This window comes from Pararhizobium arenae (assembly GCF_001931685.1).
Classification (GTDB): domain Bacteria; phylum Pseudomonadota; class Alphaproteobacteria; order Rhizobiales; family Rhizobiaceae; genus Pararhizobium; species Pararhizobium arenae.
This window is the reverse complement of record NZ_MOOY01000001.1, coordinates 506,234-525,441: the sequence shown is the minus strand read 5'-3', so window position 1 is coordinate 525,441 and position 19,208 is coordinate 506,234. Positions and strand designations below refer to the sequence as shown.

General features: G+C 57.5%; 22 protein-coding genes and 2 tRNA genes. 14 read left to right on the top strand and 10 right to left on the bottom strand.

Annotated elements, in window-relative coordinates; translation table 11 throughout:
* Positions 1-302: 302 nt before the first annotated feature.
* Positions 303-392, top strand: a tRNA-Ser gene (locus BLX89_RS02625).
* Between the two features lie 27 nt (positions 393-419).
* Here BLX89_RS02625 and BLX89_RS24575 read toward each other — a convergent pair.
* On the bottom strand, positions 420-557 hold the full coding sequence (locus tag BLX89_RS24575) for a hypothetical protein (RefSeq protein WP_158025931.1): 138 nt from the start codon (positions 555-557) through the stop codon (positions 420-422).
* A gap of 125 nt (positions 558-682) precedes the next feature.
* Positions 683-958 (bottom strand): hypothetical protein, encoded by a 276-nt coding sequence (locus BLX89_RS02620; protein WP_143523434.1) that lies wholly within the window; start codon positions 956-958, stop codon positions 683-685.
* Positions 959-1,154: 196 nt separating this feature from the next.
* On the opposite strand from BLX89_RS02620, the gene BLX89_RS02615 reads away from it, so the two are divergent.
* The 3 genes from BLX89_RS02615 (at position 1,155) to BLX89_RS02605 (ending at position 4,287) form a co-directional block, all read left to right on the top strand.
* A tRNA-Asn gene (locus tag BLX89_RS02615) sits at positions 1,155-1,229 on the top strand.
* A gap of 133 nt (positions 1,230-1,362) precedes the next feature.
* Positions 1,363-2,814, top strand: coding sequence for a cryptochrome/photolyase family protein (locus BLX89_RS02610; RefSeq protein ID WP_075289251.1), 1,452 nt, complete (start codon positions 1,363-1,365; stop codon positions 2,812-2,814).
* Positions 2,815-3,024: 210 nt separating this feature from the next.
* Positions 3,025-4,287 (top strand): SAM-dependent methyltransferase, encoded by a 1,263-nt coding sequence (locus BLX89_RS02605; protein ID WP_075289059.1) that lies wholly within the window; start codon positions 3,025-3,027, stop codon positions 4,285-4,287.
* 66 nt (positions 4,288-4,353) lie between these two features.
* On the opposite strand, the gene BLX89_RS25290 is transcribed toward BLX89_RS02605, so the two are convergent.
* Positions 4,354-4,476, bottom strand: a complete 123-nt coding sequence (locus tag BLX89_RS25290) for a hypothetical protein (RefSeq protein ID WP_280950550.1) — start codon at positions 4,474-4,476, stop codon at positions 4,354-4,356.
* Here BLX89_RS25290 and BLX89_RS02600 point away from each other — a divergent pair.
* From BLX89_RS02600 to BLX89_RS02580, 5 genes are all read left to right on the top strand, one after another.
* On the top strand, positions 4,475-5,515 hold the full coding sequence (locus BLX89_RS02600) for a cysteine synthase A (RefSeq protein ID WP_075289058.1): 1,041 nt from the start codon (positions 4,475-4,477) through the stop codon (positions 5,513-5,515). The two genes, BLX89_RS25290 and BLX89_RS02600, sit on opposite strands and share 2 nt — an antisense overlap.
* Positions 5,516-5,517: 2 nt before the next feature.
* Complete coding sequence (locus BLX89_RS02595; RefSeq protein WP_075289057.1) at positions 5,518-6,255, top strand: alanyl-tRNA editing protein; 738 nt, start codon at positions 5,518-5,520, stop codon at positions 6,253-6,255.
* Between the two features lie 11 nt (positions 6,256-6,266).
* Positions 6,267-7,121 (top strand): 3-mercaptopyruvate sulfurtransferase, encoded by an 855-nt coding sequence (gene sseA, locus BLX89_RS02590; protein ID WP_075289056.1) that lies wholly within the window; start codon positions 6,267-6,269, stop codon positions 7,119-7,121.
* Positions 7,121-7,684, top strand: a complete 564-nt coding sequence (locus BLX89_RS02585; protein ID WP_425348591.1) for a GNAT family N-acetyltransferase — start codon at positions 7,121-7,123, stop codon at positions 7,682-7,684. Before sseA ends, BLX89_RS02585 begins: the two co-directional genes overlap by 1 nt.
* 69 nt (positions 7,685-7,753) lie before the next feature.
* Entirely contained in the window at positions 7,754-8,218 is a 465-nt protein-coding gene (locus tag BLX89_RS02580; RefSeq protein ID WP_075289054.1) for a DUF1203 domain-containing protein, read from the top strand.
* Positions 8,219-8,245: 27 nt separating this feature from the next.
* Here the strand turns inward: BLX89_RS02580 and ald are convergent, their stop codons facing one another.
* Positions 8,246-9,364, bottom strand: coding sequence for an alanine dehydrogenase (gene ald / locus BLX89_RS02575; protein ID WP_075289053.1), 1,119 nt, complete (start codon positions 9,362-9,364; stop codon positions 8,246-8,248).
* A 141-nt stretch (positions 9,365-9,505) separates the two neighbouring features.
* Here ald and BLX89_RS02570 point away from each other — a divergent pair, with 141 nt between their 5' ends.
* Complete coding sequence (locus BLX89_RS02570) at positions 9,506-9,967, top strand: Lrp/AsnC family transcriptional regulator (protein ID WP_075289250.1); 462 nt, start codon at positions 9,506-9,508, stop codon at positions 9,965-9,967.
* A gap of 2 nt (positions 9,968-9,969) precedes the next feature.
* Here BLX89_RS02570 and BLX89_RS02565 read toward each other — a convergent pair whose 3' ends face one another.
* Both BLX89_RS02565 and BLX89_RS02560 read right to left on the bottom strand, forming a co-directional pair.
* Positions 9,970-11,226: a GGDEF domain-containing protein gene (locus BLX89_RS02565; protein WP_075289249.1), complete on the bottom strand. Its 1,257-nt coding sequence runs from the start codon at positions 11,224-11,226 to the stop codon at positions 9,970-9,972.
* Between the two features lie 75 nt (positions 11,227-11,301).
* The gene (locus tag BLX89_RS02560) at positions 11,302-11,622 is read right to left on the bottom strand and encodes an HlyU family transcriptional regulator (protein ID WP_075289052.1); all 321 of its coding nucleotides are present in this window, start codon (positions 11,620-11,622) and stop codon (positions 11,302-11,304) included.
* Positions 11,623-11,786: 164 nt separating this feature from the next.
* Between BLX89_RS02560 and BLX89_RS02555 the strand changes: the two genes are divergently transcribed.
* A complete protein-coding gene (locus BLX89_RS02555) occupies positions 11,787-12,593 on the top strand; it encodes an alpha/beta fold hydrolase (RefSeq protein WP_083637302.1) in 807 nt (268 codons plus the stop codon).
* A gap of 20 nt (positions 12,594-12,613) precedes the next feature.
* Here the strand turns inward: BLX89_RS02555 and ilvA are convergent, their stop codons facing one another.
* On the bottom strand, positions 12,614-13,861 hold the full coding sequence (ilvA, locus tag BLX89_RS02550; RefSeq protein ID WP_075289051.1) for a threonine ammonia-lyase: 1,248 nt from the start codon (positions 13,859-13,861) through the stop codon (positions 12,614-12,616).
* Between the two features lie 184 nt (positions 13,862-14,045).
* Here ilvA and BLX89_RS02545 point away from each other — a divergent pair, with 184 nt between their 5' ends.
* Positions 14,046-14,645, top strand: a complete 600-nt coding sequence (locus BLX89_RS02545; RefSeq protein ID WP_075289248.1) for a hypothetical protein — start codon at positions 14,046-14,048, stop codon at positions 14,643-14,645.
* A gap of 4 nt (positions 14,646-14,649) precedes the next feature.
* Entirely contained in the window at positions 14,650-15,366 is a 717-nt protein-coding gene (locus tag BLX89_RS02540) for an HAD family hydrolase (protein ID WP_075289050.1), read from the top strand.
* Here BLX89_RS02540 and BLX89_RS02535 read toward each other — a convergent pair.
* A complete protein-coding gene (locus tag BLX89_RS02535) occupies positions 15,363-16,130 on the bottom strand; it encodes a competence/damage-inducible protein A (protein ID WP_075289049.1) in 768 nt (255 codons plus the stop codon). The two genes, BLX89_RS02540 and BLX89_RS02535, sit on opposite strands and share 4 nt — an antisense overlap.
* Before the next feature lie 163 nt (positions 16,131-16,293).
* Between BLX89_RS02535 and wrbA the strand changes: the two genes are divergently transcribed.
* Positions 16,294-16,890: an NAD(P)H:quinone oxidoreductase type IV gene (gene wrbA, locus BLX89_RS02530; protein WP_075289048.1), complete on the top strand. Its 597-nt coding sequence runs from the start codon at positions 16,294-16,296 to the stop codon at positions 16,888-16,890.
* A gap of 97 nt (positions 16,891-16,987) precedes the next feature.
* Here wrbA and BLX89_RS02525 read toward each other — a convergent pair whose 3' ends face one another.
* Both BLX89_RS02525 and BLX89_RS02520 read right to left on the bottom strand, forming a co-directional pair.
* On the bottom strand, positions 16,988-18,277 hold the full coding sequence (locus tag BLX89_RS02525; RefSeq protein ID WP_075289047.1) for a hemolysin family protein: 1,290 nt from the start codon (positions 18,275-18,277) through the stop codon (positions 16,988-16,990).
* A gap of 169 nt (positions 18,278-18,446) precedes the next feature.
* Entirely contained in the window at positions 18,447-19,184 is a 738-nt protein-coding gene (locus BLX89_RS02520; protein WP_075289046.1) for a FadR/GntR family transcriptional regulator, read from the bottom strand.
* Between the last annotated feature and the right edge of the window lie 24 nt (positions 19,185-19,208).

Here is a 19,208-nt window from a genome sequence, read left to right as displayed (position 1 = left end):
ACTCGGTACTGTTCCGTTGCTGTCCTCAACGAAATCAACCGGCGTCACTAAACGTAACGGTCAATTAATCATGACAACAACATGGCCAAATTGCGAATGGTTAATGCCCGACGGAAAGGGAATTGAAAGTTATGGTTTACAAATACTTAACGCCATCAAGCATAACGTGCTCGAAAGCTGGTCGGCAGTGTACGGCGGGGTGTATTCCGTATTTGAAAAGCACCTGTTGACGTCGTAGTCAAGCAAGCTATAAAGCGATCCACGACGGATCGCAGCATATCGCTTTGCTAGCAACGTCGCCCGGAAGAGTGTCCGAGTGGTTTAAGGAACCGGTCTTGAAAACCGGCGTGCGGGAAACCGTACCGTGGGTTCGAATCCCACCTCTTCCGCCAATATTTCCTAGCGATGAGTACGACCGATCAAAAAGCCTTGTCGATGTCATGACGAGGAGAAGCAGGTCGATGGTGTTCCCTTTGCCAGCGCATGGCGTAGGCTAAGCCTATTCCAACCACCCCGGTTCCGACGGCAACAGCAAGCAATGCCAGAAAATTTTCCATGATTTAGTCCTCCCTTGGATCAAGCATATCATGGATTTCTCACGTATCTAGTTCAAACGTTTGCGATTGCTGCGTGTTCCAAGGGATGCTCGCAAACCGCGTGAGTTTTCCAACACGCCTGACGGTCAGGTGCTGGACTGAGAGCGGCGCGCCCACCAGACCGTCAATCTGCGTCGCAGGCGCCGGACGAAGGGCAGATCGTGCGAGAGCACCAGCAGACCCAAGGGAATCATCCAGAATCCCAAAATCGGCAAAAATCCGAGACAGCCCAGAAGAATGAGGAACACACCAATAGCAATGCGGAAGATGCGTGACTGCGGAAGCGGCAGGCGGAATCGCCCCAAAACAAGCTGATGCGTTGCTGCATCAATGCCGAATGTCTTGTTTTTCTGCTCTGCCATAAATTTTCCTTCGCACATGGATTGTCCACAGAAGCAACGCGGAGCCTTGCTGCACAGGCGTTCGCTGCCTACCCCACATGGGGTCTCATCCACAGTCCGACAAGATTGTGCGCGTTTTTTGGAAAAAGCGCTTGGCAAATCGAAAAAGCATTTGTATTAGCAGCCTCACTTCTGCAGCGCACCGCCGCGCAGATGATCCCTGGTAGCTCAGCGGTAGAGCATTCGACTGTTAATCGACAGGTCGCCGGTTCGAATCCGGCCCGGGGAGCCAGTTTCAAGGGCCCACATTTGCGATGCAGATGTGGGCTTTTTCTTTTTGTCTGTTGATTCGCGCCCTTGGCATCCGCCCCCCTGTCAGGCAGCAGATTTTGCGATATATGCCGGTGTCCATTCAGGGGCTGCCGATGACAAAAGACGAAACCAACTCTTCCCCCCAGATTCTGTGGTTCAGGAAAGACCTTCGGCTATCAGACAATCACGCGCTTTCGGCAGCGATCGCCTCCGGCCGACCGATTATTCCTCTATACATAAGGGAACCGGAAAGCTCCGGAAACGGTCCCCTGGGTGCGGCCCAGGCATGGTGGCTGCATCATTCTCTTGACCGGTTGTCCAAGGACATCTCCCGCCTGGGAAACAAGCTTATCCTCAGGTCCGGGCCTGCGTCGTCGGTTCTTGAGGCAATCATCGCGGAATGCGGAGCCCAGGCGGTCTATTGGAACCGCCGATATGATCCCAGTGGAATCGAAACGGATAAGCTGCTGAAGGCAACCCTCGTTGAAAAGGGAGTGGAGGTTCAGAGCTTCGCCGGCCAATTGCTGCACGAGCCATCGCGCCTCAAAACCGGCGGCGGCACGCCTTACAAGGTCTACACGCCCTTCTGGAGGGCTTTGGAAGCCTCGGGAGAACCGCGCCCGCCCCTCGATGCCCCGGATCATATTCCCGCGCTCAGCAAAAAGCTGAAAAGCGAAGAGTTGGGGGATTGGGGTCTCCTGCCGAAACGTCCCGATTGGGCCGCACGGTTTGCGGACATATGGTCGCCCGGCGAAGCTGCTGCCCATGAAAAGCTGGAAGATTTCGTCTCCGGGCGTCTGGCAGGATACAAGGACGCCCGCGACAAGCCCGCAGAAGACGGTACGTCGATGCTGTCACCCCATCTCGCGCTTGGCGAAATCACGCCCGCACGGATTTGGCATGCGACAAAAGGGTTGCGCGGCGTTCCGGCGGACGACGTGATCACGTTCCGCAAGGAACTCGCCTGGCGCGATTTTTCCTATCATCTTCTGTTTCACAATCCGGAAATGGCCTCCGTCAACATCAACCGGAAATACGATAGTTTTCCATGGCGTGACGACGATGATGGCTTTGCCGTGTGGACAAGGGGTCTGACCGGCTATCCCATTGTCGATGCGGGCATGCGTCAGCTCTGGATATTCGGAACGATGCACAATCGCGTGCGCATGATCGCGGCTTCTTTTCTCATAAAAGATCTGCTGGTCGACTGGCGCAAAGGCGAAGCGTGGTTTCGCGATACCCTTGTTGACGCGGACCCCGCGTCGAACGCGGCAAGCTGGCAGTGGGTCGCCGGAAGCGGTGCCGACGCTTCGCCTTTCTTCCGCATCTTCAACCCCATCCTGCAGGGTGAAAAGTTCGATCCAAAGGGCGACTACGTACGCCGCTACGTGCCTGAAATTGCCGCCCTCCCCGACAAGTACATCCACCGGCCTTTCGACGCCCCTCCGTCTGTGCTGGAAAAGGCCGGCGTCAGGCTGGGCGATGGTTACCCTAAGCCCGTCATTGATCATTCTTATGCGCGCGACCGGGCACTCGACGCTTTGCGATCACTGAATATCGAATGATATCACTTTAAATTGCGGTCACATCTTGCCACTTGCATCCCGTTTATCGAATCCTAGACTCCTGCGAGGCCGGAGCGGAATGACGCCGCCGTTCAGTCAGGATATTGAAACAGAACAAAAAATCGTGATCTGGACTATGCGGCAAAGGTTGGCGCGCCGGCCAATTGAGGTTATTTTGTGTCTGAGCAACGACTGCCGAGGATGTACCGTATGTTGACAGCAGATACCTATGTCTCGGAATGCAAGGATATCGTGCGCCTTTCGAGTGAAAATATTTCCCGCGTCATCAAAGACTTTCCCGCAAAGGCGCAGATGATCCTTCGTGGCCTTGTCCATCTGCAGGCTGGCTCCCTGAAGCTTACCTTTCCAGACAGCAGAACCGTGCTCGTGAAAGGACAGAGCCAAGGCCCTGCAGCAGCGATAACCCTGCACAACTGGCGCCTGCCGCAACGGGCATTGACGGGCGGCACGATCGCGGTGGCGGAAAGCTATATGGATGGCGACTGGGACAGCCCGAATGTCGGCGCATTCCTCGAGCTTTTTCTCGTCAACGCGCATATCGGCCAGAAATTTCCCAATGGTGCGCGGGGCATTCTGCGTCTTGTCGAAAAAATGCGCCACTGGATGAACGCCAACACGAAGAAGGGTTCAAAGCGCAACATCTCTGCACACTACGATCTCGGAAACGCGTTCTATAAGGAATGGCTTGATCCGACGATGACCTATTCTTCGGCGCTCTATTCGACGGGAGCAAACGATCTCCAGTCCGCACAGCGGGCCAAATACAAGGCCTTGGCGGAAGCAGCCGGCATCCGCGCCAGTGACCATGTGCTTGAGATCGGGTGCGGCTGGGGCGGCTTTGCCGAATTTGCTGCCGGCGAAATCGGCTGCAAGGTGACGGGTCTTACAATCAGTCGCGAGCAGCTCGCCTTTGCGAGCGAGCGCATGCAGAAGGCCGGCCTTTCCGACAAGGTCGAGATCAAGTTTCAGGACTATCGCGACGAAACCGGCGTCTATGACAAGATCGTTTCGATCGAAATGTTCGAAGCTGTCGGTGAAAAATACTGGCCGACCTATTTTTCGCAGTTGCAGCGGTGTCTTAAACCTGGCGGGAAAGCCGGTTTGCAGATCATCACCATCAAGCCGGAAGCCTATAAGGAATATCGCGCCAATCCGGACTTCATCCAGAAGTACGTCTTTCCCGGTGGCATGTTGCCGACGAGAGAGCATCTGGTCGACCTTGGCCGAAAGGTCGGCTTGAGGATGAGCGGCGATTTCGGTTTCGGGCTCGATTACGCGCGCACACTCGCCGAATGGCGCGAGCGCTTCCTTGGCGTCTGGTCGAAGGTGGAGCCGCTTGGCTTCGACACCCGCTTCAAGCGCCTTTGGGAGTTTTACCTTCATTACTGTGAAGCAGGCTTCAGGGCACGCAATATCGACGTTCGGCAGATCGTCTATGAGGGAGCCAAGTAACAGCAACTCATACGTTTTTGATCTATGGCGGGCAATTTTTGCCTGCCTTTCTGTTCCGTTGAAACACTATTCCTTGCGAAATTTGGTCAACCAACGGAAAAAGCGAGTTGCCAGATCAACCTGATCGCTGGCGCAATCTTTGCTTTTCAACACGCCCTGCCGATACCCGCCTTTGAAAGGTTTTTCCATGTCCGTCCTGCCCTCCGTTATTGAAGCCATCGGCAACACGCCGTTGATCCGTCTCAAGGGGGCTTCGGAAGCGACCGGCTGCAACATTCTCGGCAAGGCAGAGTTTCTCAACCCCGGCCAGTCGGTCAAGGACCGCGCTGCCCTTTCGATCATTCGCGCTGCGGAACGCTCTGGCGCGCTCAAGCCTGGCGGTGTGATTGTAGAGGGCACGGCCGGCAATACCGGGATCGGACTTGCCCTCGTCGCTCAGGCACTGGGCTACCGTACCGTCATCGTGATCCCGGAAACCCAGAGCCAGGAAAAGAAGGACGCGCTTCGTCTTCTCGGGGCCGAACTGATCGAGGTGCCGGCCGTTCCTTACCGGAATCCCAACAATTACGTAAAACTCTCCGGCCGGCTCGCAGAGCAACTCGCCAAGACCGAGCCGAACGGCGCCATCTGGGCCAACCAGTTTGACAATGTTGCCAATCGCGACGCCCATATCGAAACCACCGCACCCGAAATCTGGCGCGACACCGACGGCAAGGTCGATGGCTTCGTCTGCGCCGTCGGCTCCGGCGGCACGCTTGCCGGCGTCGCCAAGGGGTTGAAGAGCAGAAATGAAAACATCAAGATCGGTATTGCCGATCCAGACGGTGCGGCCCTCTATAATTTCTATGCCCATGGCGAGCTGAAATCCGAAGGCAGCTCGATTACCGAAGGCATCGGCCAAGGCCGAATCACAGCCAATCTCGACGGTTTCACCCCTGATTTCGCCTACCAGATCCCGGATTCAGAAGCCGTCCAGCTGGTCTTCGATCTCATTGAAAACGAAGGCATTTGCGTAGGCGGTTCGAGCGGCATCAATATCGCCGGCGCAATTCGCCTGGCAAAAGACCTGGGGCCCGGACATACCATCGTGACGATCCTGTGCGACTATGGTAACCGCTATCAATCAAAGCTGTTCAACCCGGCGTTTCTGAAGTCGAAGGGCCTGCCTGTTCCTGCCTGGATGACGAAAACATCGGACATCAGCATCCCTTATGAAGCTGCAGGATAAGCATGACCACCGCCCTGTTCCGTGACGACTTTTATCTTTCTACGGTCGAAGCCATTGTCACGGAGATCAGAGAGGATGGCGGCATCATCCTTGACCAGACGTGCTTTTATGCCACCTCCGGCGGTCAGCCCGGCGATATCGGTTTTTTCGAACGCGCGGACGGAACTCGGGTTGATATCGCGGCCACCCGGCATGGCGACAGCAAGGATGTCATCATCCATGTCCCTGCCCCGGATCAGCCGGAACCGCTCGTTGGCGAAAAGCTTGTCATTCACATCGACTGGCCTCGCCGCTACAGGCTGATGCGCATGCACACAGCCTGCCATCTTCTTTCCGTCGTCTGCCAGTATCCGATCACCGGTGCCGCCGTCGGCGATGAGGAGAGCCGTGTCGATTTCGACATGAGCGAGATCATCGATCGTGACGCCGTGACGGCGCAGCTCATGGCGCTGGTCGAGGGGAACCACCCGGTTTATGTTCAATGGATCACCGACGAGGAGCTTGCCGCCAATCCGGGCATCGTCAAATCCAAAAACGTTCGTCCGCCCATAGGGCTTGGGCGCGTCAGTCTCGTCTGTATCGGCGAAAACGCCGCGATCGACAGCCAGCCTTGCGGCGGTACGCATGTCTCCGAAACGCAGGAGGTTGGGCAGATCCACATCTCCCGTATCGAGAAAAAGGGTAAGGAAAACCGGCGGTTCCGCATCCGCTTCGGCGCACCGGAAACCGCAGCGCCGTAAGGGAGAAACACATGCCGCAGGAAAAGAGCCGTTTCGTCGTCAGCCCGGACTGGCTGCAGGATCACCTCAATGACCCCGCAATCAGGGTTGTCGATGCCTCATGGTATCTCCCGGCGCAGAAGCGCGACCCCAAGGCTGAATACGCCGCGGGACACATTCCTGGCGCCGTGTTCTACGATCAGGACCTAATTGCCGACCTTAACAGCGGCTTGCCCCATACGATCCCTTCGGTGGAGGCGTTTGCGGATGCCGTCGGGAAACTCGGTATCAGCGACACCAACACGATCGTTGTGTACGACGGCCCCGGCATTTTCAGCGCCCCGCGTGTCTGGTGGCTGTTGCGAACCTTCGGCGTGAAAGACGTCTTCGTGCTGGACGGCGGCCTTGATGGCTGGAAGGCGCAGGGACGGCCGTTATCGACGGACACACCGACGCCGGCACCTGCCGTTTTTCACGCCGATTTCGATGCGACCGCCGTTACCTCGTTTGAGGCCATGAAAGGCATCGTTGACGACGGCTCGCGCCAGATTGCCGACGCGCGCGGCGCCGGCCGGTTTTCCGGGGAAGAGCCGGAACCGCGTGCCGGCATGCGGTCGGGCCATATGCCGGGCGCAAAGAACCTGCCTTCGAGCATTTTTTCCGAAAACGGCCACTTGAAGCCCCTGGATGACCTCAAGACCATCATCGAAAACGCGGGTATCGATCTTCAGAAACCCGTCACGACCACTTGCGGCTCCGGGGTAACGGCAGCGATCATCATGCTATCGTTGCAATCGCTCGGTCATACCGACAACACGCTTTACGATGGCTCCTGGTCTGAATGGGGCAGCCGGGCGGATACGTCCGTCATCACAGGCAAGGACTGATCATGACAGAATCGCCTTTGGAGTTGCCAGTCCGTGTCACGGAACTGGAGATGACCGCACCGCCCAAGCAGAGCCTGCCGGTGCCGGTCAACATCCAGACCGCCATAATGCGCGTCCCCTTAATACCGCCAGCCTTCTATCGCTTCCTGTATCTTCAGGTCGGGCGGCGCTGGCACTGGGTCGATCGGTTGCGGATGGATGACGAGGCGCTCTCTGCAGTGCTCCATGATCCCCGGAACTCGGTGACGGTTCTCTACGTGAACGGTGCCCCCGCCGGCTTCTTCGAACTTTTGAAGATCGACGACGACACAGTCGAAATCAGCCATTTCGGTATCTTTGAACATGCCCTTGGGTTAGGAATCGGCAAATGGTTTCTGCTGCAGGCTTTGTACGCCGCCTGGAGCTCGAACCCGAAACTCGTTCGGGTGTCCACCAATGACCTCGACCATCCCCGGGCTCTTCAGCTTTACCAGCGGTTCGGTTTTTCGCCTGTGGCCACACGCGAAACCACATTGAAACCGCTTACGGAAGCTGAAGCGTCTCAGGTGAGCGCATTTTTCTAACCGGCAAGTTTCGGGTGTCGCGCGAGAATACTCCATGCGATCCCTGTCCTCCCGAGCAAGGAGGACGATATGCTGCGATATACACCCGTTCCAAGCGATGAAGCCGCCCGTCTTCGTGGCGGCGGTTTGGACGCCTATGGCATGCCACCAGAACGGCACGTTTCCGACGGTCAGGGCATGCCTTGCAGGCATTGCCTTGGAAACATAGAGGATGGCCACCCCTACCTGATCCTGGCCTACAGGCCTTTTCCGGCGGTACAGCCCTATGCCGAAACAGGACCGATCTTCCTGCATGCCGAAGAATGCGAAGTCTATGACGGGGCGTCGCCCCCTCCCATACTGAAAACCAGCCGGGATTATCTTCTGCGCGGATATGACGAGGCAAACCGCATCGTCTACGGTACCGGCGCGGTAACGGATGTCGACAAGATCGAGGAGCGCGCAACCGAACTCCTAAAGCGTGCCGACATCGCCTATGTTCATGTGCGCTCGGCGCGCAACAATTGTTTTCAATGCCGTATAGACAGGGAGTGAGCCCGCAAGGGGCTCACTCCGGCTCCATCAGGCCGTTTTCAATAGGGCTTCCGGCGCGTGGTTTTCATATCCCAGCGCTTCGGCAACAGCGGCATTGGTGATGCGGCCCCTGTGGACGTTGAGGCCGGCCCGCAAATGCTTGTCTTCCGCGATCGCGGCCACGCCTCGGTCGGCGAGCTTCAAACCATATTGCAAGGTCGCATTGTTCAGCGCCTGCGTCGAGGTGATCGGAACGGCGCCAGGCATATTGGCCACGCAATAATGAACGATACCATCTACTTCGTAGGTCGGCTCGGAATGCGTCGTCGCATGGGAGGTCTCGAAACAGCCGCCCTGATCGATGGCGACGTCCACAAGCACGGCGCCTTTTTTCATGCCCGATAGCATCTCGCGGCTGACGAGTTTGGGCGCGGCGGCACCCGGTATCAGGACCGCGCCGATAACCAGATCGGCGGTGAACACCTCTTCATCCAGCGCCTCGATTGTCGAGTAACGGGTGTGAACACGCCCGCCAAAGATGTCATCCAGCTGGCGCAGACGAGGGATGGAACGGTCAAGGATTGTCACATCCGCACCGAGCCCAGCTGCCATGCGTGCGGCATGGAGCCCCACCACGCCACCGCCTATCACGGCGACCTTCGCCGGAAGGACGCCGGGCACGCCCCCAAGCAGAATGCCGCGGCCTCCGTTGGCCTTTTGCAAGGCCGTGGCCCCGGCCTGTATCGCAAGGCGGCCTGCGACCTCCGACATCGGCGCCAGCAGCGGCAGCCCGCCCCGTTCGTCCGTGACGGTTTCATAGGCGATCGCGGTGACGCCGGACTGGAGCAGCCCCTTGGTCTGTTCCGGATCCGGCGCGAGATGCAGGTAGGTGTAGAGTATCTGCCCGTCCCGAAGCTGCACCCACTCGCCCGGTTGCGGCTCCTTGACCTTGACGACCATGTCGCATTTTTCGAAAATTTCGCGCGCCGTACCAACGATTTTCGCACCGGCCGCGCGGTAGGCATCATCTTCTGCGCCGATACCGGCGCCTGCCTTGGTTTCGATATGAACCTCGTGGCCGTGCGCCACATATTCCCTCACCGCTCCGGGCGTCAGACCCACGCGGTATTCATGGTTTTTGATTTCCTTCGGACAACCGACACGCATCAAGCGCTCCTCTCCTCGTTGGTTTTTGCTGACTCCAGCCAATCAGGAATGGGGCGGCATGTCCTTGCAAAATGCGGGTCGTCGGCGATAGTCTTTCGAAGAAAACCTGGAAATCACTGTCATATGTCGAAGGATATTCGAATGCCTGCAATGGATGCCATAGATGCTGCGATACTCAGGATTCTGCAGCAGAACGGGCGCATCGCCAATGCCGAACTGGCAGAGCGGGTGGGCCTGTCCGCATCCGCATGTTCGCGGCGGGTCGATATCCTTGAAAAAAACGGCGTGATTAGCGGCTATCACGCGCGGCTATCACACAAGGCGCTCGACTATCGCATCATGGTGATCGTCCACATATCGCTTTCCGGTCAGTTCGCAAAAACACTGACCGAATTCGAGGCTGCGGTAAAACTCTGCCCCAACGTTCTCGTGTGCTACCTGATGTCGGGCGAATACGATTATATTCTCCGGGTGGCCGCCAAGGATCTGGAAGATTACGAGCGCATTCACCGCGACTGGCTCTCAGCCCTGCCGCATGTGGTGAAAATCAACTCGAGCTTTTCCCTGCGTGAAATCATCGACCGGCCGAACGTGGGGATATAGGTTCAGGGACCGACCGTCCCGACCACGCAGTTGCGGCCCTGTTTCTTGGCGCGGTAAAGGCGCTCGTCCGCGGCGGACAGCAACGCGTTTACGGTCTCGCCATCCCCCGGCGTTCCAGCGACGCCGATGCTGATGGTCACCGGCATGTGGTCCGGGGTGAGCACGCTGCCTGTTACCAACTGCAGGATATCGTTTGCGCGCGAGGTCGCATGGATCGGATCGAGCCCTTCGCAGACGACGACGAACTCCTCCCCGCCATAGCGGAACAGGTGATCCGTCTGGCGCAGTCCGAGACTGAGCGCGCTGGCAATCGACTTCAGAACCTGATCGCCCTCCAAATGACCGAAGCGGTCGTTGATGTTCTTGAAGTGATCGGCATCGATCATCATCAGGCTGACGTTGTTGCCGGATGTGATCGCGTTGCGTACCAGGCGCGGCGCCATGAGTTCGAAGCGGCTTCGGTCAAGCACACCCGTCAACGTATCGCGTCCCGAGCGTGAAAGCAGGTCCTCATAACGTTCTCGGAAGGTGAGTGTATTGAAGATGTCGCCGAGCTTGCGGTCCGGATCGTTGACCGGCGCGAAGCGGAGAAAATGCAGGTAGCCACCCAGGGTTACCGCGTAGAACAGCGCCGCCACCATCTTCGCAATCCAGCCGCCCCAGAAGACCGCCGCCGGAGCGCCGTTCATCAGATAGAGGGCCAGATAGAAGCCAGCCTGATCAAATGTCAGCACGGTTGCGCCACAAATGAAGAAACGGATGCCGGGCGCGCCACGCAGATACCGGCCGATCTTCTCATACATCAGGATGATCAGGATCGAGTCCAGGTAAAGGAGAAGCGTCCCCCAAATCATCAGCCAGCCGATTTCATCGATGAACGCAAAATCAGCGGCGCGGTGTCCGGCGGTCATCAGGCCAACATGCTGTTGCAACAACAAACCGAACGCCACAGTCAGGAAGTTGCCCGCAAGCAGGCCGTAGATGGGCTGGCGAACGGTTGCAGCGTCCTCTTTCACATAGAGAAGCAGGATCATCATGAGCTTGCCGGAGAAAAGCACGACCGAGCCGGGCGAGATGAAGCCCACGGGCACCTGGACGTAAATGACGGCGGCCAGATAGGTCTCGATGAAATGCAGCACGCCGAGCGCAGCCACGAAGACGCCAAGGCCGATCAAGTGGCGCAAATGAAGCAGCGCCACCATCACGGCCACATAGAGAAGCCCTTCACAGAAGAAAAGGAATATGTCTGCCATCTGAATGCTCGGCGTCGGTTCTGGCGCGAGCATAGGTGGCAAATTTAAAGAATTGTTTAGGGAAAAGCCGACGCGTTATCCCTAGACCTGGCGAGGCTCTGCCCCGTCCGAGAACAGCGACGGCCCGTTCTGATCGATAATCTGATGCGCTTTGCGCAACGTCGCATCGATCGCATCCTGCTCCGAGGTGAAGAGATCGGCACGGATGAAATTGCGCACACGTACCTCTCCATCGATCGTCTTCTCGATCGAGCCGGCCAGCCGGAACTGCGATCCCTCACGCATCGGCAACGCCTTGATCAGGCAATCCGCATACGTTTCTGTTTTCGCTGCGCCGCCGCCCGCCGGCTTTTCGGAGGAGCCGCCGGACAGACCAAATAATTTTGAGAAAAATGATGCCATATGAGAGACCTAGCATGGCGCCCGAAGCTGTGAAAGCTTAAGTTTCAACCATCCACCGGAGCAGCCCGTTGCCGATAAACTCGCATCTCGCGATGCCCGCCCACATCACGAATGGCAAAGACCTTTAAAACTGGCTCGCTTCCAAAGAGGCCAGTGTTCCCGATATCCGTCCCGGTCTTGCAAAGCAGATCGTCTGGTCAGACCCGGTTTCCCGCCGTAAGACCGATGTCTGCATAGTCTATGTCCATGGCTTTTCGGCTTCGAGCGGTGAGGTGCGCCCGCTTCCCGATATCGTCGCCCAAGCTTGTGGCGCCAACCTGTTATATACGCGGCTGAGTGGCCACGGCCGCAGCAGCGAGGCGATGGCGCAAGCGACGATCGAGGATTGGCGGGCGGACGTCGTCGAAGCGATCGCGATCGGTGAGCAACTGGGGGAGCAGATCATCCTCATGGCAACCTCGACCGGCGCGACGCTTTGCGCGGAAATCCTCGCCGGCGACCATCCCTGTGCGAAACGGATAAAGGCCGCAATCTTTCTCGCGCCGAATTTCGGCCTTCGGGCGCTGGCCGCGCCGCTGTTGACCGGTCCGTTTGCCAGGCAACTTGCCCATCTCCTCCTCGGCAGGCTGCGCAGCTTCAAGCCAATCAACACGCTTCACGCGACCTACTGGACGAACGACTATCCCGTGGATGCGCTGCTACCGATGGCGAGGCTTGTCAAAGAGGCCGGCATGCTTGCCTGCGAGACGGCCCGTATTCCGACGCTGTTCGTCGTGTCCGGCAAGGACCGGATCATCGATCCGGCCAAGGCAAGGCGGGTTGCTTCCAGATGGGGTGGACCGACAGACATTATCGACCCGGGCGACGTAGGCGACCCTTACGGGCACGTTCCTGCCGGCGACGCCCTTTCTCCGTCAACCACCAAAACACTATCTGAAATCATTATAAAATGGATTAGGAAATTGATTTAATTAACTGTTTTAACTAATAATCAGACGACCAGATTAGAGAGGATTTCGTTGTCGGTTATGTCCTGATATCGCAATCCGGCGCCATCGAACCGCGCCTTCAAGGCCGGGAAATTCTGCGGATTTTTCGTTTCTATCCCGATCAGGATAGAACCGAAATTGCGGGCAGACTTTTTCAGATACTCAAAGCGAGCGATATCGTCTTCCGGCCCAAGCAGGCTCAGAAAATCCTTCAGTGCACCGGGGCGCTGGGCCATGCGGAGGATGAAATATTTCTTCAGTCCGGAGTGCCGCATTGCGCGCTCCTTGACATCGGGCAGCCGCTCGAAATCGAAGTTGCCGCCCGAGACGACCGCGACGATGGTCTTGCCCTGCAACGCCTCTGCCCCCAGCGTTTCCAATGCGGTGATCGAGAGAGCACCGGCAGGCTCAAGGACGACGCCCTCCACGTTCAGCATGTCGGTAATAGTGACGCAGATCGCGTTCTCCGGCATGAGAAGCACCTGCTCCGGTTTGAAACGCTGCAGCATCTGAAAATTCAAATCGCCGATTCGACCAACGGCCGCGCCATCGACGAAATTGTCCACCTGCTCCAAGGTAACGACCGCCCCGCTTTCGAGGCTTTGCCTCAGGCTTGGAGCACCCTCGGGCTCGCAGAAAATGAACCCCTCCGGATCAACTTGATCAGAGAGGAACGTCGTCATGCCAGCAGAAAGGCCGCCGCCGCCGACAGGCATGATCACCAGATCCGGCATGACGCCCTCCGGCAGCTGCTCCATTATTTCCTGGGCCACGGTAGCCTGTCCTTCGATGATGTCGCGATGATCAAAGGGAGGAACCATCACGCCGCCGATCGCGTCCACATGATCGCGGGCAGCCTGATAGCACTGGTCGAAGAAGTCGCCGATAAGACGGATGGTGATGAATTCTCCACCGAACATGCGTGTCTTGTCGATCTTCTGCTGCGGCGTGGTGACCGGCATGAAGACCACACCGGGAACGCCGAAGTGCCGGCAGACGAAGGCAAAACCCTGTGCATGATTGCCTGCCGAGGCGCACACGAAAGTCTTTCCAACAGCCCCCGCAGCAATAACCTTGCGGAAGAAATTGAAAGCGCCGCGGATCTTGTAGGAGCGCACAGGAGAAAGATCCTCGCGCTTCAGGTAGATGTTTGCACCATAGCGCGCGCTGAGATGCTCGTTGAGCTGCAGCGGTGTGGCCGGAAAAAGGCCACGCAGAGCTTCTGTTGCGGTTTCAACATCCAATGTCATCGGTTGGTCTTCCATGGTTCTCGCTGGCCCCGCTATGCCACACCGCAGTCGCTCTGGCTACCGCCCGCAATAGATATATGATTTTCACAATCATCTTTTAAACACCTTGCGAAACTCCGGCCATCGGGTTGACTCATAACGGTAAATGCCGATGATCCATCTTGCTACAGGCTGGGAGGCAGGCATGAGATGGTTTAGGTTGAAAGAGCTCAGAACCGTCTGGCTTGCATCCTTGCTTGCCGCGACTTCCGCGGCGAGCGGTCACGCAGGGCCTTTGGCGGAAGCGGCAGCGAAGGCTGAAAGCCTTGCTCAAGCCGGCGACGCAGTCGGCGCCTATGATGCCATGCGAAGCGCCATGAGCGACTTTTCCGTCAAACTGCCCTTCTCCATCGGAAAAGCCGTCTTCGTGCGAGGTGAGCCCGCCGGCTACGCTATGTACGACACCAAGGATACGTCGATCTTCAAGCCCGGTGAAACGCTCGTCTCCTATGTCGAGCCGATTGGCCTCAATTGGGTACCCTCGACGACGCAGGGAAAAATCCAGACCAACTTTACCGTCGATTTCGATATCCTCAATAAGCAGGGCGAAGTGCTTGCCAGCCAGAAAGGCTTCGGCAACTTCACCTTCAATGGCTATTTCCGCAACCAGGAAATTTACGCCACGCTGTCCATCGACGTGACCGGAGCGCCGGCGGGAGACTATATCCTGCGGTTCCATTTTAACGACACGAATAGCAAGAAGACCGCGAGTGTCGAACAACCTTTCACGGTGTCAGGCCCGTAAAACCATGGCAGGCAACCTTCCCCTCCAAAAGGTCACCACCATCGGCTTCGACGCAGATGATACGCTCTGGCAGAACGAGCATTTCTATCAGTTGACCCAGGCGGAGTTTGCTGCGCTTCTCAGGGATTACGTTGAACCGGATCACCTTTCAGAACGATTGCTCGCCGCCGAAAAGCGGAACCTCGCCTTGTACGGCTTCGGCATCAAGGGGTTCACGCTTTCGATGATCGAAACTGCGATCGAGGTCAGTCAGGGCGAAATTCCGACAAGCGTCATCCACGAAATCCTGAACGCCGGACGCGAGATGCTGAAGCATCCTGTCGAGGTGGTTCCGCACGCACAGGATACGCTTGCAGCGCTTCACGACGACTACAGGCTTGTGCTGATCACCAAGGGCGATCTGTTCGACCAGGAGCGCAAGCTCGCAGCCTCCGGGATTGGCGACTACTTCCATGGCATCGAGATCGTCAGCGACAAGTCACCGCAAACCTATGAGAAGGCCTTTTCCCGCCATGGCGATGGTCCTGAGCGCAGCCTGATGGTTGGCAACTCCCTGAAATCGGATGTCCTGCCGGCTCTAGAAGCCGGAAGCTGGGGCGTTTATGTGCCCCATGCGCTGACCTGGAGCTACGAACATGCGGACAAGCCGGAAGACCATCCGCGATTTCACGAAATCGTCCATCTCGGCGAGCTCAACGAAATTCTAAGGAAAATCATCTAAGCTGCTGGATCAGCTTTAACTTTCTCAGATTTTATCGATTCTATCATAGCAATGACGTCGGCTTCGGCCGCTGAAAGCAAGGTTTCATCCCGGGCTCGAATGACGAGTTCGGTCGAGAAAAATTTCCCGTCGAATTTCGGATAGGAACCGATACTGGTTTCCGGATGGCGCTTCTGTACTTCGCCCAACGGCCCACCGATATCGCCTTCACCGTAAGGCGACGTGACGGAACGCGACATCACGCGGGCTCCGCCGCGCAACGTCGGCAACACCGCATCCACCATGGCCTGGAAAACCTGGGGCACGCCGGCCATGACATAGACATTGCCAATGGTGAAACCAGGTGCCGTGGAAACTGGGTTGGGGATGTGGGTTGCGCCTTCAGGCATGCGTGCCATGCGTTGACGGGCTTGCGTGAATTCCATGCCACGCCGCTCGTACATGGCGGCAAGCAGCTTCATCGCTTCGGTCTCATGAATGCACGGCACGCCAAATGCCTTTGATACGGCATCTGCCGTTATATCGTCATGGGTTGGACCGATGCCGCCCGAGGTAAAGACATAATCATATTTTTCCCGCAGCGCATTGAGCGCGGCAACGATTGCATCCTCTTCATCCGCGACGATACGGACTTCCTTCAGGTCAATACCTGAAAGAGTAAGCAATTCAGCAAGATGCCCGATGTTCTTATCCTTGGTTCTCCCGGACAGGAGTTCATCGCCAATCGCCAGAATGGCCGCGGTTACAATCGTCTGCTGGGTCATGGAAACACCATAGGAAAAATGGGATTGTTCATCGTCGAAATGTCACTGTCAATTATTGTCAAACAGTCTGTCGCCTGCCTGCCTTCTGGCAGAGCGACACCAAATTGCTAGATTGCATGCCCATAGGCAATCGAACGAACAAGCCTTTTCACAGGAGAACACAATGGCAAAGGTACTGGTCCTTTACTACTCGGCTTACGGCCACATCGAAACTATGGCTTATGCCGTGGCTGAAGGCGCGAAGTCTGCTGGCGCCGACGTCACCGTCAAGCGCGTTCCGGAACTCGTACCGGAAGATGTCGCCAAGGCCTCTTATTTCAAGGTCGACCAGGCTGCGGAAATCGCAAAGCCAGATGAACTGGCAGACTACGACGCCATCATCTTCGGCGCCGGCACCCGATATGGCACGGTCGCTTCGCAGATGCGCAACTTCATCGACCAGACCGGCGGTCTGTGGATGAAGGGCGCGCTGGTCGGCAAGGTCGGCTCGGTCTTCACCTCGTCCGCTACCCAGCACGGCGGCCAGGAGTCCACTATTCTCGGCTTCATCCCGACCCTGATGCACCACGGCATGGTCGTCGTCGGCCTTCCCTACGCCTTCCAGGGCCAGATGGGCGTTGATGAAGTCAAGGGCGGCTCGCCTTATGGTGCATCGACGATCACCGGCGGCGACGGCTCCCGCCAGCCTTCGGAAATCGAACTGGAAGCAGCTCGCTACCAGGGCGCCCATGTCGCAAAGATCGCTGCCAAGCTCGCTTAAAGCTTTCCGTGATCTCTATGCATAACTGAAAGGCCGCGTCGATCACGACGCGGCCTTTCTGGCATTAACACGAAATCCGCCACTGCACGGCTCTTCGCTAATCACTCTCAGCAACCTTTGAAACGAGGATTTTGTCTATCCTCCGGCCGTCCATGTCGATGACCTCGAAGCGATAGCCGTGCGCCTCGGTGACGTCGCCTTCTTCCGGCGTCTTGCGCAGTTCCTGAACCAGAAAACCAGCGATCGTCTCGAAGCTGCCATCCGCATCGATCTCATCGAGACCGATCGTCAGGTTGATCTCGTCAATCGGCGTGCGGCCGTCCACGAGATAAGAACCGTCGTCACGCTGACGGATCAGAGCATGCTCGATGTCGTCATAATTCGACGGCAGGATACCGACGATCGCCTCAAGAATGTCGGCGATGGTGATGATGCCTTCGATACTGCCGTACTCGTCGACGATCATGGCCATGTTGATGCGGGAACTCTTGAACGCTTCCAGTGCCTTCAGGCAGGAAGCCGTCTCCGGCAGCGTGTGGATGTCCCTTACGAAGTCACGCACATTGAAGGCATTGCCGCGAACCTGCGCGTTCAGCACCTCCTTGATGAGAATTGCCCCCAACACCTCGCCGGTCGCCGTCTCCATGACGGGATAGCGCGAATGGGCAGATTGCGCGACCTTGGCGCGAATGGCGTCCAGGCTGTCGTCGATCTCGATAAAGCTCACTTCGGTCCGGTGCGTCATGATCGATTTTACGTTTCGATCGCCCAGCCGGATGATCCTGCGCAGCATTTCGTGTTCAGACTTCTCGATGGCGCCGCTTTCGACACCTTCGGCCATGATCGCCTGAACTTCCTCCTCCGTCACCCGATCGCTGTCGTCGCTGGCGCCAAAAATCTTCAGGACGATGGCCGCCGAGGATTCGAACAGATAGACGACGGGGGCCGCGAGCTTCGACAGGAAGGACATCGGGCCGGACACGAACATCGCCACGCCCTCGGAATTTTTCAGCGCGAGTTGCTTTGGAATGAGCTCGCCGATCACGACCGAGAGATAGGTGATCAAGGTCACGACCGCGGCAACCGCAACCGTGCTGCCATAAGGATTGATCCAGGCGATCTCGTTCAACACAGGAGCAAGCTTGTCTGCGATGGTCGCACCGCCATAGGCGCCGGCAAGCGTGCCGACGAGGGTGATGCCGACCTGTACCGTGGAAAGAAACTTACCTGGATCCTCGGCGAGCTTCAGCGCCCTCTCCGCGCGGACATTTCCCTGCCGGGCCATTTGCCGGAGAAGCGGCCGGCTTGCCGATACGATTGCCATTTCAGACAGCGCAAAAAATGCATTGATTAACAAAAGAATGAAAATGACAATTAGTTCGGACATAGCCCTCGATCACCGTTGAAACCAAGCGCACCCCTCAAGGTCGCGCCGTGCGATGTCTCACCAGATAGGCGGATCGAGTAAAAACGGCAAGCCGGGCAATGGCAATTTACAGTTTCCAGATGCAGGCAATCGACGCCAAACATCTTTTGGTGGGGACAAGGCACCTGGCTCACGCCTTTCCGTCGTTTTCCCGGAAGGCTTCCCGCACCCGCTCGCGACCGACGCGAATGACCAACTCCATGGCCCCGCGGGCGCCATGTTCGTCACGGCGGCTGATCTGCTCGACGATGCGGATGTGGTTGCGCGAAATTTCGCCTATACCGCTTTTGTCTTCAACAGGTGAGCTGAGCTTGAAGACGCCCACCAGTGCCGCCTCGATAAGGCCGCCAACCGTGCGCATGAAGGGATTGCCGGACGCCTCCAGGACGGCGATGTGGAATTTCAGATCCGCCACTGCAAGCGTTTCGGCGCTGTGGCTTTCGTCGCCCATCGCCACAGCAAGCCGCATCATGTTGCTGATCTCGGTTTCCGAGGCGTTGCGCGCGGCAAGCGCAGCAGCATGAGGTTCGAAGGCGAGCCGTATTTCGCTGAGGTGATATAGAAACTCCTCACCGACGCCGCCGTTGAAATGCCAGGTCAGGATGTCGTTATCGAAGAGGTTCCACTGGCTCTTGTCGGTCACGCGGGTACCGATGCGGGCGCGCGGAACGATCAACCCCTTGGCAGCCAGTGTCTTCATGGCCTCGCGCAGAACCGTGCGGGAAACCTTGAAGCGAAGCGCCAGTTCAGAGTCTCCCGGCAAAATCGATCCAACCGGGAACTGGCCAGAAACAATGGCTTTCCCAAGTTCCTCGACCACCTGGGCGTGACTGGTGCGGGCGTTGGCGCCCGTGATCACCGTCTCCATCAAACCTTTACGCAATTACTCCCC

Excerpts from the sequence above, each read along its gene's own strand:
- BLX89_RS02595 (WP_075289057.1), top strand. The coding sequence starts at position 5,518 with ATGACCACCGCCCTGTTCCGTGACGACTTTTATCTTTCTACGGTCGAA.
- BLX89_RS02610 (WP_075289251.1), top strand. The coding sequence starts at position 1,363 with ATGACAAAAGACGAAACCAACTCTTCCCCCCAGATTCTGTGGTTCAGG.
- BLX89_RS02570 (WP_075289250.1), top strand. The coding sequence starts at position 9,506 with ATGCCTGCAATGGATGCCATAGATGCTGCGATACTCAGGATTCTGCAG.
- BLX89_RS02535 (WP_075289049.1), bottom strand. The coding sequence starts at position 16,130 with ATGACCCAGCAGACGATTGTAACCGCGGCCATTCTGGCGATTGGCGAT.
- BLX89_RS02605 (WP_075289059.1), top strand. The coding sequence starts at position 3,025 with ATGTTGACAGCAGATACCTATGTCTCGGAATGCAAGGATATCGTGCGC.
- BLX89_RS02600 (WP_075289058.1), top strand. The coding sequence starts at position 4,475 with ATGTCCGTCCTGCCCTCCGTTATTGAAGCCATCGGCAACACGCCGTTG.
- ald (WP_075289053.1), bottom strand. The coding sequence starts at position 9,364 with ATGCGTGTCGGTTGTCCGAAGGAAATCAAAAACCATGAATACCGCGTG.
- BLX89_RS02540 (WP_075289050.1), top strand. The coding sequence starts at position 14,650 with ATGGCAGGCAACCTTCCCCTCCAAAAGGTCACCACCATCGGCTTCGAC.
- BLX89_RS02560 (WP_075289052.1), bottom strand. The coding sequence starts at position 11,622 with ATGGCATCATTTTTCTCAAAATTATTTGGTCTGTCCGGCGGCTCCTCC.
- BLX89_RS25290 (WP_280950550.1), bottom strand. The coding sequence starts at position 4,476 with ATGGAAAAACCTTTCAAAGGCGGGTATCGGCAGGGCGTGTTGAAAAGC.
- wrbA (WP_075289048.1), top strand. The coding sequence starts at position 16,294 with ATGGCAAAGGTACTGGTCCTTTACTACTCGGCTTACGGCCACATCGAA.
- BLX89_RS24575 (WP_158025931.1), bottom strand. The coding sequence starts at position 557 with ATGGAAAATTTTCTGGCATTGCTTGCTGTTGCCGTCGGAACCGGGGTG.
- BLX89_RS02580 (WP_075289054.1), top strand. The coding sequence starts at position 7,754 with ATGCTGCGATATACACCCGTTCCAAGCGATGAAGCCGCCCGTCTTCGT.
- BLX89_RS02620 (WP_143523434.1), bottom strand. The coding sequence starts at position 958 with ATGGCAGAGCAGAAAAACAAGACATTCGGCATTGATGCAGCAACGCAT.
- BLX89_RS02520 (WP_075289046.1), bottom strand. The coding sequence starts at position 19,184 with ATGGAGACGGTGATCACGGGCGCCAACGCCCGCACCAGTCACGCCCAG.
- BLX89_RS02545 (WP_075289248.1), top strand. The coding sequence starts at position 14,046 with ATGAGATGGTTTAGGTTGAAAGAGCTCAGAACCGTCTGGCTTGCATCC.
- ilvA (WP_075289051.1), bottom strand. The coding sequence starts at position 13,861 with ATGACATTGGATGTTGAAACCGCAACAGAAGCTCTGCGTGGCCTTTTT.
- BLX89_RS02525 (WP_075289047.1), bottom strand. The coding sequence starts at position 18,277 with ATGTCCGAACTAATTGTCATTTTCATTCTTTTGTTAATCAATGCATTT.
- sseA (WP_075289056.1), top strand. The coding sequence starts at position 6,267 with ATGCCGCAGGAAAAGAGCCGTTTCGTCGTCAGCCCGGACTGGCTGCAG.